Source organism: Rossellomorea sp. GAMAL-10_SWC (assembly GCF_049568075.1).
Classification (GTDB): domain Bacteria; phylum Bacillota; class Bacilli; order Bacillales; family Bacillaceae_G; genus Gottfriedia.
On sequence record NZ_CP144911.1, the window covers coordinates 522,212 to 537,213 of the forward strand.

The 15,002-nt window shown below is 31.8% G+C and carries 17 protein-coding genes; 9 read left to right on the forward strand and 8 right to left on the reverse strand.

Features of this window, described 5'->3' with window-relative positions:
• Positions 1-77 precede the first annotated feature (77 nt).
• The 4 genes from V5E38_RS02540 to V5E38_RS02555 are packed head-to-tail and all read right to left on the reverse strand — an operon-like array spanning position 78 to position 4,803.
• Positions 78-1,253, reverse strand: a complete 1,176-nt coding sequence (locus V5E38_RS02540; protein ID WP_499212098.1) for a YheC/YheD family protein — start codon at positions 1,251-1,253, stop codon at positions 78-80.
• Positions 1,250-2,605: a YheC/YheD family endospore coat-associated protein gene (locus V5E38_RS02545; protein ID WP_499212099.1), complete on the reverse strand. Its 1,356-nt coding sequence runs from the start codon at positions 2,603-2,605 to the stop codon at positions 1,250-1,252. The genes V5E38_RS02540 and V5E38_RS02545 overlap by 4 nt, the downstream gene beginning before the upstream one ends.
• Complete coding sequence (locus tag V5E38_RS02550) at positions 2,605-3,690, reverse strand: YheC/YheD family endospore coat-associated protein (protein ID WP_097973775.1); 1,086 nt, start codon at positions 3,688-3,690, stop codon at positions 2,605-2,607. Before V5E38_RS02550 ends, V5E38_RS02545 begins: the two co-directional genes overlap by 1 nt.
• An 18-nt stretch (positions 3,691-3,708) precedes the next feature.
• Positions 3,709-4,803, reverse strand: coding sequence for a YheC/YheD family endospore coat-associated protein (locus tag V5E38_RS02555; RefSeq protein WP_499212100.1), 1,095 nt, complete (start codon positions 4,801-4,803; stop codon positions 3,709-3,711).
• Positions 4,804-4,976: 173 nt separating this feature from the next.
• On the opposite strand from V5E38_RS02555, the gene V5E38_RS02560 reads away from it, so the two are divergent.
• The 5 genes from V5E38_RS02560 (at position 4,977) to V5E38_RS02580 (ending at position 9,808) form a co-directional block, all read left to right on the forward strand.
• Positions 4,977-5,333, forward strand: a complete 357-nt coding sequence (locus V5E38_RS02560) for a YlbF/YmcA family competence regulator (RefSeq protein ID WP_097973772.1) — start codon at positions 4,977-4,979, stop codon at positions 5,331-5,333.
• Between the two features lie 213 nt (positions 5,334-5,546).
• On the forward strand, positions 5,547-6,416 hold the full coding sequence (locus tag V5E38_RS02565) for a Cof-type HAD-IIB family hydrolase (RefSeq protein WP_499212101.1): 870 nt from the start codon (positions 5,547-5,549) through the stop codon (positions 6,414-6,416).
• Between the two features lie 124 nt (positions 6,417-6,540).
• Positions 6,541-8,028, forward strand: coding sequence for a coproporphyrinogen III oxidase family protein (locus tag V5E38_RS02570; protein ID WP_499212102.1), 1,488 nt, complete (start codon positions 6,541-6,543; stop codon positions 8,026-8,028).
• Positions 8,029-8,100: 72 nt separating this feature from the next.
• Positions 8,101-8,889 carry a Clp protease/crotonase-like domain-containing protein gene (locus tag V5E38_RS02575; protein WP_499212103.1) on the forward strand — a complete coding sequence of 263 codons (789 nt, stop codon included), beginning with the start codon at positions 8,101-8,103 and terminating at the stop codon, positions 8,887-8,889.
• A gap of 370 nt (positions 8,890-9,259) precedes the next feature.
• Positions 9,260-9,808 carry a YrrS family protein gene (locus V5E38_RS02580; RefSeq protein ID WP_499212104.1) on the forward strand — a complete coding sequence of 183 codons (549 nt, stop codon included), beginning with the start codon at positions 9,260-9,262 and terminating at the stop codon, positions 9,806-9,808.
• A 174-nt stretch (positions 9,809-9,982) separates the two neighbouring features.
• Here the strand turns inward: V5E38_RS02580 and V5E38_RS02585 are convergent, their stop codons facing one another.
• Positions 9,983-10,168, reverse strand: a complete 186-nt coding sequence (locus tag V5E38_RS02585) for a YhzD family protein (RefSeq protein ID WP_097973763.1) — start codon at positions 10,166-10,168, stop codon at positions 9,983-9,985.
• A gap of 337 nt (positions 10,169-10,505) precedes the next feature.
• On the opposite strand from V5E38_RS02585, the gene yhaM reads away from it, so the two are divergent.
• Entirely contained in the window at positions 10,506-11,444 is a 939-nt protein-coding gene (gene yhaM, locus V5E38_RS02590; RefSeq protein ID WP_097973761.1) for a 3'-5' exoribonuclease YhaM, read from the forward strand.
• 68 nt (positions 11,445-11,512) lie between these two features.
• Positions 11,513-11,716, forward strand: coding sequence for a sporulation YhaL family protein (locus tag V5E38_RS02595; protein WP_056472082.1), 204 nt, complete (start codon positions 11,513-11,515; stop codon positions 11,714-11,716).
• 29 nt (positions 11,717-11,745) lie between these two features.
• On the opposite strand, the gene V5E38_RS02600 is transcribed toward V5E38_RS02595, so the two are convergent.
• A complete protein-coding gene (locus tag V5E38_RS02600; RefSeq protein ID WP_097973760.1) occupies positions 11,746-12,567 on the reverse strand; it encodes a peptidylprolyl isomerase in 822 nt (273 codons plus the stop codon).
• 431 nt (positions 12,568-12,998) lie between these two features.
• On the opposite strand from V5E38_RS02600, the gene V5E38_RS02605 reads away from it, so the two are divergent.
• Positions 12,999-13,082, forward strand: coding sequence for a YjcZ family sporulation protein (locus V5E38_RS02605; protein ID WP_082459494.1), 84 nt, complete (start codon positions 12,999-13,001; stop codon positions 13,080-13,082).
• A gap of 98 nt (positions 13,083-13,180) precedes the next feature.
• Positions 13,181-13,270, forward strand: a complete 90-nt coding sequence (locus V5E38_RS02610; RefSeq protein WP_097973758.1) for a YjcZ family sporulation protein — start codon at positions 13,181-13,183, stop codon at positions 13,268-13,270.
• 275 nt (positions 13,271-13,545) lie between these two features.
• On the opposite strand, the gene V5E38_RS02615 is transcribed toward V5E38_RS02610, so the two are convergent.
• Together V5E38_RS02615 and V5E38_RS02620 are read right to left on the reverse strand one after the other, a co-directional pair.
• On the reverse strand, positions 13,546-14,106 hold the full coding sequence (locus V5E38_RS02615) for an HTH-type transcriptional regulator Hpr (protein ID WP_097973757.1): 561 nt from the start codon (positions 14,104-14,106) through the stop codon (positions 13,546-13,548).
• Between the two features lie 353 nt (positions 14,107-14,459).
• The gene (locus V5E38_RS02620) at positions 14,460-14,897 is read right to left on the reverse strand and encodes an HIT family protein (RefSeq protein WP_097973755.1); all 438 of its coding nucleotides are present in this window, start codon (positions 14,895-14,897) and stop codon (positions 14,460-14,462) included.
• Between the last annotated feature and the right edge of the window lie 105 nt (positions 14,898-15,002).

The window sequence follows — 15,002 nt, forward strand, 5'->3', positions numbered from 1 at the left end:
TTCGCGCCTCGAAAGACAAACGCTTGCAATCAGTCTGAGACTCAAGTTTTTTGTACATTGTTACAGTAATCTTTTAACTACTGTTTAAAATTCGAAAGTTCATAAAATAGTCGAATTAAGTTTTCAAGTCCTTGTTCTTTGATTGCAATTTCGTCAAAGACCATTGGTTTTGAGTTAATTTCAAAAATATAGTAATGATTGTTTTGAATTCCGATATCCATTGAGAATTCATAAAAATGTGCATCATCCATATTTAATGCAATACCTGTTTGTTTGACTATTTCTTGTAATAATGAAAAATTTAATTCAATCGGTAGTTCTTCAATTGTAATAATGCTACCACCTCTAGGTACATGAGTTGTAATAGCATTAAATGTTCCTACTCTTACACCGATACCGGAAAGAATATAATTATTTTCATTTTTATGTGCAAGAATTCGTAGATCAAACTTTCTTCCATCAGGTAATTCGCTCACGATCCCTTGTTGACAAATAAAGTCCTCGCTTAATGAACTTAGAAATTTCCAACAATCACTAATTGATTTCACCAATTCTACATGAAATGCATTACGGATTAAGACTTCTTTGTCACTTTTTAAGGAGAGCTTAAACACGCCAAATCCCTTTGAAGAATTATGTTTCTTTATATATAGAAATTTCCATTTTTTTAAATAGAAATATAAATCTTTTTCGCTAATTAAATTGATTGTCTTTGGTATATAACTTTTTAAAAAGTCGTTTGAAGATAATATTGATGTTGTTTGTATTTTTGAGAGATATGATTCATTAAAAAAAGGAATGTTTAGTTCTGAGATTTTTACTCGGAAATTTTTATAATCATCGTTAGATTCGTACTGAACAGATGGGATGCGATTATAAATTACGTCTGGTAAAGGGGAAAATAGTTTAAGCCATTTTTTTGTTTTAAAACAAAACGTATAACATGTAACCGAATTACCAGAGAGGGCGGTAGGGGTTATTATGATAGGTATACCGCCTTCAGTTAACACCTTCTTACAAATTCTTTTAAAGGTTTTAATATTTCCACTAAAAGGTAGTCGATCTTCGTTTGTTAAAATACCGATAATAGGGCCTAAATGTGTTCCGGTTTTTTTTACCTGAAATTGTATGGAATTTGAACGATCGTCGTGGGATGGTAATATAGTAAGCCGATTATGGCCTATGGAATATCTTGATTCACTATGGTCATGCGACCAAGAATTTTTATCAAGATGATAAAAAACAGAGATCATTTCATTGAAACCTCGAGTTCATTACCTTTTTTGGAAAGGTGAGTAGCATATTCCAAAAATAGTTTTTTTATCTGTTTGTCATTTTCTTGGAAATTAGGATTTGAAAAGATTGATCTTCCAGGTTTGGAATTCGCTTCGAATAGCCAAATTTTTTCATCCTTATCAACACCTATATCAAATCCAATTTCTCCGATATGGCCATCTACTTGACGATCTAAAGATTCACTAATTTTTAATGCTGCTGTAGATAATTTATCATGAATTCTTTTCGCTTTTTCCTGATCAAATAATTCTTCAAGAGTTTTCACTCGACCACCGTTATTTAAGTGAGTAGTTGTGCTACCTTTTCCTGCTACTTTTGCGGCAATAACCGTTACATGCCATTTTCCTAAAGCATCCTTGTTTGTATGAACTCGGAAATCGACAGGCTGATGCTCGTAACGAATTAGTGAAATACCTTGTTGTACAATGAAGTCGTGTAACTTGGTGCTACGAAAAACATGATTAATTAAAGATTGGAGTGATGAGAATTTTTGAAGTTTATTTGTTTCAAAATCACGATATCTACAATAATAAATTCCTTCTTCTCGGTGGTATCGAATTAAAATAACTTTTGAACCGAGACTACCATTTTCTGGTTTTACATATACAAATTGGTATTGCGATAATAATTCTTCAATCGTGTCAAAATTATGGAACTTTACTGTTTTCGGGAGATAATGTGCAACTGATTCTTCATTTTTCAATTTTACATATAAGTCCCATTTATTGAAGAATCCAGGATTAAACCATGGGATTTTGTAATCTTTTTCTAGTTTTTGACGTACGCGTTTTATTGATTTATGAACCTCAACTTTTCGATTAGGTAACCTATTATATATAACTGTTGGAAAAGGAACGACTTCTTTGGTCCATCTTTTATTCGTAAAGAAATAACCTTGAATGGTTTCTGATTCCCAATCAATTCCGTGAGTACCAAATACAAATATGAAGCTATTTTTGTGATTATTTTCTGCAATTAAGTTTGCAAACATAAAGCTACGATCACCGATAGGGCGAAGTAGTGACTCAGTAAAGCCGGCGGTGAAAATTCCGACTAGTGGCCCAAGCTGTAATGTATTTCCGATAATAATTGGCTCAATAGAACCTTCAAAAGGTATACAGAGCATTTCGACTAAATGCTCTGAGATCGAAATAATATTGTGAAGTGTATTCATCGTAACTAGTTGACAAGGGTATTTTTTTTGACCAAAAGCAATATATTCAATATTTCTAGAAGTAGTAAGCTCTTCAGGTATACATACTAGATTCTTACTCTGTCGATGAGTAACGATTTTATAAACTTCATTCATTATTTAATTTCACTTCTTTCACTTTTAGATTTCGATTGTAAATGTAAGCAATATTGAATTGGTGCTGAGTAAAGCTTTTGTTGAATAGAAGGGTCGGTTTGCAGTAGAACTTTTCTTCCAGGCTTTGAATTAACATCTAAAATCCAGATGGCTTGATTTGAATCGATGCCTAAATCTAAACCAATTTCAAATAAAGGAAGAAAATTCTTTTCAAGAGTGACTGGTAATTGTTTACAAATTGTCTCAATATCTTGCTGTAATATTAAAGCAGTTCGTTGATTAAATTGAGTAATCCATTCTTCAAATGGAACTGCATTACTTCCCGCACTTAAATTTGCAACAATTGAATTAGGCTGACCGATGCGAACACCTTTTCCAACTGCTTGCCATTCACCTTTTTCATTTTTTTGTAAAAGGATCCTTAAATCAAATGCTTCACGTGATTTTGTTTGGAGGTCTAGATAATTTTGATAAACATATCCTTTTGATTCAACAATCGGTTGTAGCCACTCAAAAAATTCATCTCGTGTTTCGTAAACAGTCTCAATTACTTCCTTTTGTTTTTGTGTTGAAACACTGATTGAATAGGCACTTAACGTAATAAAATAAATATTGATTCCTCTTGAACCATGGATTGGTTTAATGACGAGCTTGCGCGTTTTTCTAAGTTCTTCAAAAAATACAGCTAAGTGTAATAGTTTCTTTGTTTTAGGGATATAAGGATTTAAACTTTCATCAGTTGCTAGAGCTTGATAAGTTTCCCATTTTCCTGGCAGTCCATATCCTAAAAAAGTGATGTCTTTACGTTTTTTTAGCCAGTCAACGATAGGCTTTGCTTGCTTACTTTTAATGCTTGGGGAATAGAAGCAACGATCATAAATATAATTCGGTATTTCAAATGTTGTTTTCTCCCATTGTTCTGTTTCTGCTATATACTTCCAACCCATAATTTCTTCAGTAGCTGGTTGAATATTAAAAGGGGTAAATTGAACGAATTCGTAACCAAGTTTACTTGCTTCTTTCGCCATATGCTGAACGTATTCACCTTCTTGTCTTTCTTTAAGAGATAAATAACCTATTCTCATTCTTTTCACTCCTTGTACTTATAAATATGATTGAACAAGAGAAAAAATAGCTTTTGTTGAAGGTCTAATTTTTTGAATTGGGTCTGAAACATGTAAATCTTTTGAAGGCTTTGAATTTATTTCGATAACCCAAGGGTTAAATTCATTGTCTATAGCGAGATCCACACCAAACTCTGCGAATAATCCATCAAAGGAGGAGTCTATACATATACAGCATTCGATGGCTAACTCAACCAATAACTTTTTAAAGTGAATTCGCTCTTTCTTTGGTAAATATTTACTTAAAAATTCATCAATTTTTTGAAGGTCTCCCCCGCGGGCCAAATTGCTTACAAACTGCGTAGGGTGACCAATCCTTGCTACAGTTGAAGTTACTTCCCATTTATTAAATTTATTTTTATGACATAAAAATCTAAAATCAACAAGTCGATCATCCTTACTGATTAAAGGTAAGCCTTCTTGGATGATAAAAGTCCGCTTACTTAATTGCTGTTTAATTGGGTGAAATAGTTGAGAAATTGATTTATATTCAACATCTACTTCGGAATTTTGGCTATTTTTTAAACGATACAAATCTTTATCTTTTGTAACCTTAAAAATGTTTCTTCCTTGGCTACCGTGAATGGGTTTAATAAAAACCGTTTCATATTTTTGAATAAAATTCTCTAATTGTTCGACTGAGCAGCATTCCTCAGTGTATGGAACGTATGGCTTTATATAGGCTGTATCAATCAGAGCTTTAAAAACTTCAAGCTTATTTAAGAAGCGAGCATTAAAAAAAGGTATTTGTTGACTTGTTAGCGAAGAATTTAGTAATCTAAACTCTTTCGTTCGTTCAAGTCTTCTCGAATGAATTCGATTATGAATGATGGATGGGGCAGGTACATTCATTAAAGTCCAGCCATTTTCTGAACGCTTATATCCTGTTAATTCATTCGATAGTAGTTTTTTTAATGTCGTTACATAGAAATCAATATCAGAGTCTCTGCATAACTCTGATAGTTCCTCACAAAGAGTCGTTATTGAACCGAGAGGATATAATGACTCCTCATTGATCGAATCAGTTACTACAACAAAAGAGTGGGGTTCTTGATTTTTAGGAAAAGATTGCAATGATTCTCCTCCTTTCCAAAATAATTGTCGTTGTATACTATGTGATATTCGCCTAGTTGGTGAATGTATTTAGGAAATTTTTAGGGAAGAAAGTTTGATTTGTTTTAGAAAGACTGACATATAATAGAATGTTTGCTATAGTGGAGATACAAAAGTTTATAGGAGGTAGTAACATGGCTGTAAATATTTATGATATTGCATACTCACTACAAAACGCTTTTAAGGAGCAACCAGAATTTAAAAACTTACAATCACTTTACTCACAAGTATTAGCTGATCCAAATGCAAAACCATTATTTATGGAATTTCAAAACTTCCAAAAAGCGATGCAACAAAAAATGTATCAAGGTGAAGCAGTTACACCTGAAGAAAATGCAAAAGGACAAGAAATTGTTGCAAGAGTGTCTCAAAATCCTTTAATTGCAAACTTAATGCAAGTGGAACAAAGACTAAATTTAGTCATCCAAGATGTAAATAAAATTGTCATGAGTCCATTAGAAGAATTTTATAAAGCTTTACTTGAACTTTAATATTTTTAAAAGGCAGGATAAGAAGAGGATCATTCATTCTTTTACTTTTTCCTGCCTTTCTTTAAATTTTTCCTAGCACATAAGAGAGACTTCATTGAAATGGAGTCTTTTTTAGTATAAGAATGGATATAATAACAGCCTATAATGTTCTAATTAAATGAAGCATGTCATATATTCTAGTAAGGTATTTCTTCGCGAAATGGGGGAGATTAAGTGATTTATAAGTTACTTGCAATTAATATAGATGGTACTTTATTGCAATCCAATGGAAAACTCTCAAAAGAATCGAAAGAAGCTGTTGAATACGTTCAAGACAAAGGGATTTATGTAACCTTATATACAAGTAGAAATTTTCAAGCTACAAAAAAAATCGCAAAAGCTCTTAAGGTTAATAACCTTTTGGTCTCTCACTCAGGTGCCTTTATCTCTTCAAAGCTTGATGAACCATTATTTGAAAAGAGAATTGAAGAGGAAGAAGCTTATGACATCGTTAAAAAACTAGAAAAATATGATTGTAATATTCGGTTGTCACATGAACATTTTTCAATTGGAAATCGAAAAAAATTACAATCTAATTTAGTGGCAAAAGCAGTTTTATCAAATGCTGATCCTGTCTTTTATCCAATCCAATTTGTTGAATCACTTTCAGATAGCATTCTGGAAAATTCAATATCACCTTTAAAAATCGAATGTTATTTCTCTGATGAAGTAGAGAAAAATAACGTGAAAAAAGAATTGAATGTAAAGTATCCACATCTTGATTGCTTATGTGATGAAGATCGTAAAATTGAAATCGTCCGAAAAGGAATTTCAAAATATTCAGGATTAAAACGATTAGGTGAACATTTAGGAATTTCTTATCACGAAATGGTTGTAATCGGAGATAATTATAGTGATTTACCATTAATCGAGCATGCAGGTTTAGGAGTTGCTATGTCAAATGCTCCTGTAGAGATTAAAAAAGTTGCTGACTGGATTACAAGATCAAATGATCAAAATGGTGTTCCTTATATGATCAAGGAGCATTTCAGGAAACAATTCCCACTGCCATTTTTAAAAACACATTTAAAAATCGAAAAATAAATAAAAGCCTGGTTTTCAAGAGAATCCTCTTCGAAAACCAGGCTTTTTCAGTGAATTTTAAATAATTGACCTCGTTACTCTTTAATTTTATACTTAAGTGATAACTTAAAAAGGTGATAATAAAATGAAAATATATATTAAAGGCTTAGAGGATATTCGTTTTCAAAGACCGTTAGAGCTATTAGCTCAACTATTTTTTGAAGACTGTGATGTATCGTTAGAAAAAATAGATGCAGATATTGAAGTAAGTTTTGTACTAGATGAAGTTAATAAACAAGTAACCGGTAAGCTAGGTACGAATTTCGAAGCAACTACAAGCTATGTAGATGGTAAAGATGATCGAGAATCATTTAAATTTAAAAAGAAAGCAGTTAATTTTGTCTTTTTATCATTACTACAAGAGCATACCGGAATTCAGCAAAAGTGGGGAATCTTAACTGGCATACGACCAACTAAGCTCCTTCATTCAAAACTTAAATCTGGTATATCAAAGGAAATGGCGCATGAAGAGCTACGAAATGACTATTTAATCCATGACGAAAAAATTGAATTAATGCAATCAATCGTCGATCGTCAGTTAAAAGTAATACCAGATTTATATAACTTGCAAAATGAAGTTAGTCTTTATATTGGTATCCCATATTGCCCTACTAAGTGTGCTTATTGTACATTCCCAGCTTATGCTATTCAAGGGAAACAAGGTGCAGTTGATTCATTCTTATATGGATTACATTTCGAAATGGAAAAAATCGGCGAATTTCTAAAGCAACGTGGCATTAACATTACGACGATTTATTATGGTGGAGGGACACCTACTAGTATTACAGCAGAAGAAATGGACTTACTGTATGCTAAGATGCACGAATCATTTCCAAATATGAAGCAGGTTCGTGAAATTACGGTAGAGGCTGGTAGACCTGATACAATTACACCCGAAAAATTAGATGTTTTAAATAAATGGAATATTGATCGAATTAGTATTAATCCACAATCCTATATTCAAGAAACGTTAAAAGCGATTGGTAGACATCACACTGTGGATGAAACAATAACAAAGTACCATCTAGCCCGTGAAATGGGTATGAACAATATAAATATGGATTTGATTATTGGTTTACCTGGAGAAGGTTTAAAAGAATTTCAATATACATTAGATGAAACTGAAAAGTTAATGCCTGAATCATTGACTGTTCATACACTTTCATTTAAAAGAGCCTCAGAAATGACGCAAAACAAACAAAAATATAAAGTTGCAGATCGAGATGAAGTGCAGCAAATGATGAATGAAGCAACCGTATGGACAAAAAATCATAACTATCATCCATACTATTTATATCGTCAAAAAAATATATTAGGTAATCTTGAGAACATTGGTTACTCTGTTGATGGTCAAGAAAGCTTGTATAATATATTAATTATGGAAGAAGAACAAACAATTATTGGTTTAGGTTGTGGTGCATCTAGTAAGTTCGTAAATCCAGAAACTCGTCAAATAACTCGTTTTGCTAATGCAAAAGATCCTAAATCATATAATGACGGTTATGAGCATTATACAAATGCAAAAATTAAGATTTTAGATGAGTTATTTTCGAAAAGTAATCAATCAAATTAATGAAAAATAAAGGAATTTCCCCTTGCGATGTTTAATGTTTAAATTAACCATGAAAACAAGGGGGATTTTTTTATGTCTATTTCAAACACGGCAGAACATGTTTTATTAAGAAAAGAGGGACGAGTTGCCACTGTTGTATTTAATCGACCTGAAGTATTGAATGCAATGAATGAAGATACATTCAGACAATTTCGAGATGTACTGGATGAAATTGCTAGCTCAGACGTTGATGTAGTCGTTCTATGTGGAAATGGCAAAGGTTTCTCTTCAGGTGGAGATTTAAAATCAATGCTAAGTAACACAGATGAGTCTGCTTTTGGTCCAGTAATGGATTTAATTACAGATGTAGCAGTTAAATTATATACTTTACCTAAAATCGTTATTAGTGCGATTCATGGACCAGCTGCTGGAATAGGACTAAGTTTTGCTCTTGCTAGTGATTTCGTTCTTGCTCACGAATCAGGTGTATTGGCAATGAACTTTATCGGAATTGGCTTAATTCCTGATGGTGGTGCACATTACTTCTTAGAAAAAAGGTTAGGTGAAACAAAAGCTAAACAACTGATCTGGGAAGGTAAAAAACTAAATGCAACGCAAGCGCTAGAAATTGGTTTAATTGATGAAGTAATCAGTGGGGACTTTGAACAAAAAATTAATGAACGCGTGAAGTCTATTCTTCAAAAACCAGTAAGTGCGATGATCCAAACAAAACAAATCTACAGTAACGGTAACGTAGAGTCCTTAAAAAATGTACTTTTATTTGAAAAAGAAGGACAAAGTGCAATGAGAAGAACAGCAGATCATCAAGAAGGTGTACAGGCCTTTTTACAAAAGAGACTGCCGGTTTTTACTGGTAAATAAGGATCGTGAAATCGACTGGATTCGGTCGATTTTTTTGATTAGAAGAAAAGAAAAGATGTACAGATAAAATTAACAAAAGTACAATTAAATAAACTGAAATAGTAGATATAATATTTTATTGACTATTTACGATCACACTACTATTTTCTTTCTGTAATCTTATGTATTTAATATAAAAAAGAATAAATCATTAAAAATTAGATTGTCTATATTCTATTATGCACTAGTCTTTGTTAGTTAAATTGTGTCTGACAATGAAAAAAACTTAACAGTTGTTTTACGAAATGGTTAATTTTAAAATACAAGACTATAAGTTTTTCTCCACTCATGGTAGAATGTTGACATTCTCAGTTTTGGGAGAGTGGTTAGATTGAAAAAGATTCAAAGCAATTCACGTACAACGTCAAGAGCGAAAAGAAAAAAAACAAAACTCATTTTATTTGGATCAATCGGAATCGTACTAATACTAATAGCATTTGTTTCGTATTCCATTTTTTCGCCGAATGATAATAAGGCAGGATCTAATAAAAGTGCTTATGCCTCAGCCAAAGACAGCAAAAAGAATGATGAAAATGGTGTAAAAGAGACATCAACAACGGTTCAAACAATTGATGATGACGAATCAGAGGGCACGGCACCGGAATCACCAGAACAAACGGGTGCACAAACTGGTGCCAAACATGTGACAAGCTATGATCGAAATTCTCAAGACTGGCAGGCAATGCTTCAGACAATCTCTTCTGCTGTTGGAACAGATCCAAGCAATATGACTGTATGGTTTTTAGGTAGTGACAAAAGCAACCCAGGTGGCTCAGTCGGAACTGTATCAGCAAAGACAAAAGGCTCGCAAAAATATCGAGTATATCTCATATGGGATGGCTCTGGCTATAAAGCTACAAAAGTTGAACCTGCTTCATAAAATGTAAATAGGATGTACTTAAAGGTAATCCTATGGCTGTTAAGAAATTCACGACGGCTTTTTCATTAAAAGGTAGTCCACGCCAAGCAGAAGTTGAAAAGTGTTGAAACTTTGATTGGTACTTAATTTAGATCAAAACAAAAAAGCTGCGATAAATTTTCGCAGCTTTTTTTATTATGGATGAAATAAAAGTAGTTTACCAGTTTGACTAATGCAACGGTGTGTTTTATCAAGTGCACCGAGTGTATTAAGTTTTTCTGTACCAATTTTTTTTGCTTCTAAGTCAGAATTAGCTTCAAATTGTTCATCGACAATTGATTCGCCACTTTTTTCAAAAGCAGTAATTCGATATGTTGCCATGTCCTAGACCTCCCTAAAGTAGTTGCGATATTACTATTTTGGCATAGATTGAAAAGCTGTGTAAAGTAATAATTTGAATTATAAAAAAATTCAGTTCGGATTTAAAATTTTGACATTTGGAGGTTACAACAGATTTTAAGAATTGTTAGATTATGTCTTAATTTTTTGTATGAACATTGTTGGGCTAAGTATCTATTTTAACGTATAATAGATAAGTAAAACGACTAATACATAATTTGATTTTCCTTTTTTTATTTTGTGAAATTAATTTTCCAAAATATTTTAAGCTATTTACTTAAGTAGAGCTTAAGGAAGCATATACAAAATGGAGGTACTTATGGATAAAAAAGTATATGATCATGAAGTTGGCGAACGTTTTGTAACATTTTTATTTGTCAAAGCTGTTACTAAAGGTGTAGCAAGTAATCAAAAAACATTCTTATCTTTAACTTTACAAGATCAAAGTGGAGATATTGAGGCGAAGCTTTGGGATATTTCTTCAGAGCAAGAAGAAGCGTATGTAGAAGGAACTGTTGTAAAAGTTGAAGGGGAGCTACACGATTATAGAGGAAAACTTCAACTTAAATTACGCCAAATTCGTCCAACTAAAGATACAGACGAAGTTAATCCGGAAGATTTTTTCGCAAGAGCACCAGTTTCTAAAGAAGAATTATATGAGAAAATTACTTCATATATTAATAATATGGCCAATGAAAAACTTAAAAAGCTTACTGAGTATCTAGTATTAAAAAATCAAGAGGATTTTCTTGATTTTCCAGCGGCAACTAAGAATCACCATGAATTTGTTTCTGGTTTAGCATACCATGTTTTTTGTATGTTGAAATTAGGTGAGTCAATTGCGAATTTATATCCTTCAATCAATAAAGATTTACTATATGCTGGAATCATACTACATGATTTAGGAAAAGTGAGAGAATTATCTGGTCCAGTTTCAACAAAGTATACTGTAGAAGGTAATTTATTAGGTCATATCTCGCTTATGGCAATTGAAATTGGAAATGCCTCAATCGAACTAGGTATTGAGGGAGAAGAGGTTACTGTTCTACAGCATCTTATTTTGAGTCACCATGGTAAGTATGAGTACGGTAGTCCTAAACTACCTTTAATTAAAGAAGCGGAAATTTTACATTATATTGATAATATTGATGCAAAAATGAATATGTTAGACCGCGCACTTGAAAGAGTTGAACCAGGAGAATATACAGAGCGTATTTTCCCATTAGAAAATCGTAGTTTTTACAAACCAAAATTTTAAATTAATCATACTTCCTCCTTATTAGCCATATAATGAAGCAAATGCTTGTCTACTAAGGAGGAAAAACAATGCCAATTTTACCATTTTGGATGTATATCGTGATTTTAGGAATTTTTGTAAGTGGATTTATGGTGCTTTATACCTCGAAACAAGAAAGAGATGCAGATGAAGCATTCATTGAAAAAGAGGGAGAAATTTACTTACAAAGAATTAAAGAAGAAAGAGAACGAAGAGAGCAATTACTTATTAACTCTGAGATTTCATCCAATTAAAAAACCTGCCAATTAAGGCAGGTTTTTTATTATGATTTTTTCTCTTGGCTTTCTAAGTCTTTATCTTTTACTTTAAATTTAGCTTTTTTAAGAAGTTCATCAGAGAATGCTTGGAAGTTTTCTTGGCTTAGCTTAGACTCTGCAAGTTTTTTGCGAGCATCTTTTTCGTTAGCAGTCTTTTTACCAGTTAGTTTAATAACATGGTATCCAAATTGTGATTTAACAGGTTGGCTGATTTCTCCAACTTTTAATTTGTAAGCAGCTGCTTCGAATTCAGGTACCATAGCACCTTCACCAAAATAACCTAAATCTCCACCTTTGTCTTTTGAACCAGTGTCAGTAGAATATTTTTTTGCTTCTGCTGCAAAATCTGCACCTTTAGCTAATTCTTCTTCAACTTTTTTAGCTGTAGCTTCATCTTTTACTAAGATATGACTAGCTCTAATTTCTGGTTTATATTTTGCTAAATCAGCTTTTGTAACTGAAGCTTCAGCAGCTTTTTCAGTTAATAGATCGATTTTAACACGATCTTTAAATGCTGCTTCATCTTTAAATCCGTACTGTGCTAAGAAAGCTTTAAATTGGTCACCATTTTGTGTTTTATACTCATTGAATTTAGCATCAACATCTTTATCACTAACTTTGTAGTTTTTCTTTAAATAATCTTCAATAGCCATTTGCTTAAGCATTGCTAATCCTGCTGTATCCTTCATCTTGTTATATAAATCTTTAGATGTGATATCTCCCGCATTAGATGTAGCAACAACATCGTTACTAATACCAGCAGATCCACATGCTGCTAGTCCGAATACTGAGGTAGCTAAAACTGCAGATACGATTAACTTTTTCATTTAAACATCTCCTAATAAAAATTTAAAATGATTTCTTATAAAGAAAAATTTTACTTATTAAAGTATGGAGCTTAAATCTTAATTTTTCCTGTATTTAGACGTACCTTTTACTGGAAATTACTTCACTTAATATAACATATTTTTCTTCAATATGACAAAGTTTATCCAAAAAAAGAATAATTTGGTATGCTTTTTAACTAAAAATAAATTAATTTTAAGGAAACTTGAACTAGTTTTAAATGAAATGTAGGCACTATGAGAGTAGGGGATTAAATGAATGTAGGTTTCTATTTTTTATATTATAACTCCTGATTTTACCTAAAAGTCTTGCTTATCCTGCAAATTAAAAACTTGTCAATCGTGACATTCGCCCAATCATTTAAGGCATTCGTCTATATATTATTATGGATTACTGTTAGGAGGGTGGAAAAATGGAGGGGAAAGCATCGAATGAATTTGTATTAATCGTGATCCTGTTTATTTTGTTAATCATTATTGGGTGTTCATTTTTATAAGTAGTATGAATCTTCAAAAATGAAGGTTATTTATACATTTGCCCAGACCATTTTTTACTACACGCATAAGATAAGATATGTAGCAAAAGGAGGTGTGAATGATGGGCGTAGGATTCCATGGTGGAGGATTTGCGTTAATCGTTGTATTGTTCATCTTATTAATTATCGTAGGAGCAGCTTGCATCTAATTTGTAAATAAGACAAATATTCGACCGGAGGTATTGTACCTCCGGTTGAGTTTTTATTCCAGATGAAATAGTTAGTACAGATGCTTGTTAAATGAAATTTAGAAATAAATGAAAAGGAAATAAAAGCTTGAGGATTTTAAAGAGGTATTTATGTGAAATTTTGAACAAAAGTGGCCGAAATAAAAAGCGGAAGGATTTAATTAATCTTGCCCCGCTTCTATTTATGTGTACAATTTCACGGCATATAAACTGAAATTGTAACTTTAAAGAAGATATTAAGGTTTCTTAATTAAACGATTATCTTCTTCAATGAATTCTTTATCTATGTTACCTAAAGTTGTTTCAAATATATCCATAAAATCTTTTCCATAAATATTACGTAAAATAGCCATAATTTCCATATTTTCTGGAAATTTACCATAAAATTCTTTTAATGGTAAAGTACCTTGAAAAACTGAATTTGTCTCTGGATCAAATTCACCTAGGATTTCTAATAGCATATCTTTACCTTTTTCTGTTAATTCAATATACGTATTACGTTTATCTTCTACTTTTTTAGAAAACACTAATAAACCACGTTCTTCTAGCTTTTTAGAGAAGTTAAAAGCAGTCGATACGTGCATCACACCAAATTTAGCAATTTCAGAAATAGACGCACCCTTTAAGTGGAAGGCGATCATTAAAATATGATGTTCATTGATATTTAAATCATAGGGCTTAATCCATTGTTGCCAGTCTTTTTCAACTGACTTCCATAATGCTTTAGAAATTTGGGCAATTCTTTGACTAAAAATCAAAGCTTCTTTCATTGTGTATAATTTTTGTTCAGTTTTCATCAATTCACCTTCTTTTCTATTTAACTATCTATTTATTATTATGCCAATAATATGTGAAGAAATAAAGAACTTTTAGTTAGAATTTTTAAAAATTTTCACAAAGTAGTTGATAAAATTCTACATTTTTATATTATAATTAAGTGTTGTGGGTCGAGAGAATTATGTTTGTATAATAATTTTAACGAAACTATAGAGTGATTGTCGATAAAATATTATTGGTAATATAGTAAATATATAATATAAATCTATAAAAATATAGTATATATTGCAGAATTCAGATGGGATTTACATAAAAAAAACAAAAACAGGAGATATTCACTCGCCTGTTTTTGTTTTTAAAAGAGATGATTTTATTATTTTTTAATAATGTTATTTTCGATGGATTTTGCAATCTCTTGTAGCGTTTCATTTGTGTATTGATTTTGGTTTGAAAGCCATTTTACATCAAAGCCATCATTATTTCCGTATCGTGGTAAAATATGCATATGATAATGAAATACAGTTTGACCTGAAACTTCACCACTATTATTTAATATATTTACACCTTGGACATTAAAAGTTTCTTTCATTGCATTAGCAATGTGAGGTACTTTTCGGAAGTATGTACTAGCTGTCTCTTCACTCATTTCGAATATGTTTTCAACATGATTCTTTGGAATGACTAATGTGTGTCCTTTTGTAACTTGACTTAGATCTAAAAAAGCTAAAATATCATCATCCTCATATACTTTTGAAGCTGGAATGCTACCTTCAACAATTTTACAGAAAATACAATTAGTGTCATGTGCCATTTTTTTATACTTCCTTTCACTTTTTTCCTTATTTTAACATAGGGGTAGGTTTAAGGGGAAATAGGGGCAGGAAAAAACAAGAAGCAACCTATGTTGCTTCTTGAT

What these genes read in the sequence shown, in the direction of transcription:
- V5E38_RS02540 (WP_499212098.1), bottom strand. Translation starts at nt 1,253, where the DNA reads ATGATCTCTGTTTTTTATCATCTTGATAAAAATTCTTGGTCGCATGAC.
- V5E38_RS02545 (WP_499212099.1), bottom strand. Translation starts at nt 2,605, where the DNA reads ATGAATGAAGTTTATAAAATCGTTACTCATCGACAGAGTAAGAATCTA.
- V5E38_RS02550 (WP_097973775.1), bottom strand. Translation starts at nt 3,690, where the DNA reads ATGAGAATAGGTTATTTATCTCTTAAAGAAAGACAAGAAGGTGAATAC.
- V5E38_RS02560 (WP_097973772.1), top strand. Translation starts at nt 4,977, where the DNA reads ATGGCTGTAAATATTTATGATATTGCATACTCACTACAAAACGCTTTT.
- V5E38_RS02570 (WP_499212102.1), top strand. Translation starts at nt 6,541, where the DNA reads ATGAAAATATATATTAAAGGCTTAGAGGATATTCGTTTTCAAAGACCG.
- V5E38_RS02575 (WP_499212103.1), top strand. Translation starts at nt 8,101, where the DNA reads ATGTCTATTTCAAACACGGCAGAACATGTTTTATTAAGAAAAGAGGGA.
- V5E38_RS02585 (WP_097973763.1), bottom strand. Translation starts at nt 10,168, where the DNA reads ATGGCAACATATCGAATTACTGCTTTTGAAAAAAGTGGCGAATCAATT.
- yhaM (WP_097973761.1), top strand. Translation starts at nt 10,506, where the DNA reads ATGGATAAAAAAGTATATGATCATGAAGTTGGCGAACGTTTTGTAACA.
- V5E38_RS02595 (WP_056472082.1), top strand. Translation starts at nt 11,513, where the DNA reads ATGCCAATTTTACCATTTTGGATGTATATCGTGATTTTAGGAATTTTT.
- V5E38_RS02600 (WP_097973760.1), bottom strand. Translation starts at nt 12,567, where the DNA reads ATGAAAAAGTTAATCGTATCTGCAGTTTTAGCTACCTCAGTATTCGGA.
- V5E38_RS02605 (WP_082459494.1), top strand. Translation starts at nt 12,999, where the DNA reads ATGGAGGGGAAAGCATCGAATGAATTTGTATTAATCGTGATCCTGTTT.
- V5E38_RS02610 (WP_097973758.1), top strand. Translation starts at nt 13,181, where the DNA reads ATGATGGGCGTAGGATTCCATGGTGGAGGATTTGCGTTAATCGTTGTA.
- V5E38_RS02615 (WP_097973757.1), bottom strand. Translation starts at nt 14,106, where the DNA reads ATGAAAACTGAACAAAAATTATACACAATGAAAGAAGCTTTGATTTTT.
- V5E38_RS02620 (WP_097973755.1), bottom strand. Translation starts at nt 14,897, where the DNA reads ATGGCACATGACACTAATTGTATTTTCTGTAAAATTGTTGAAGGTAGC.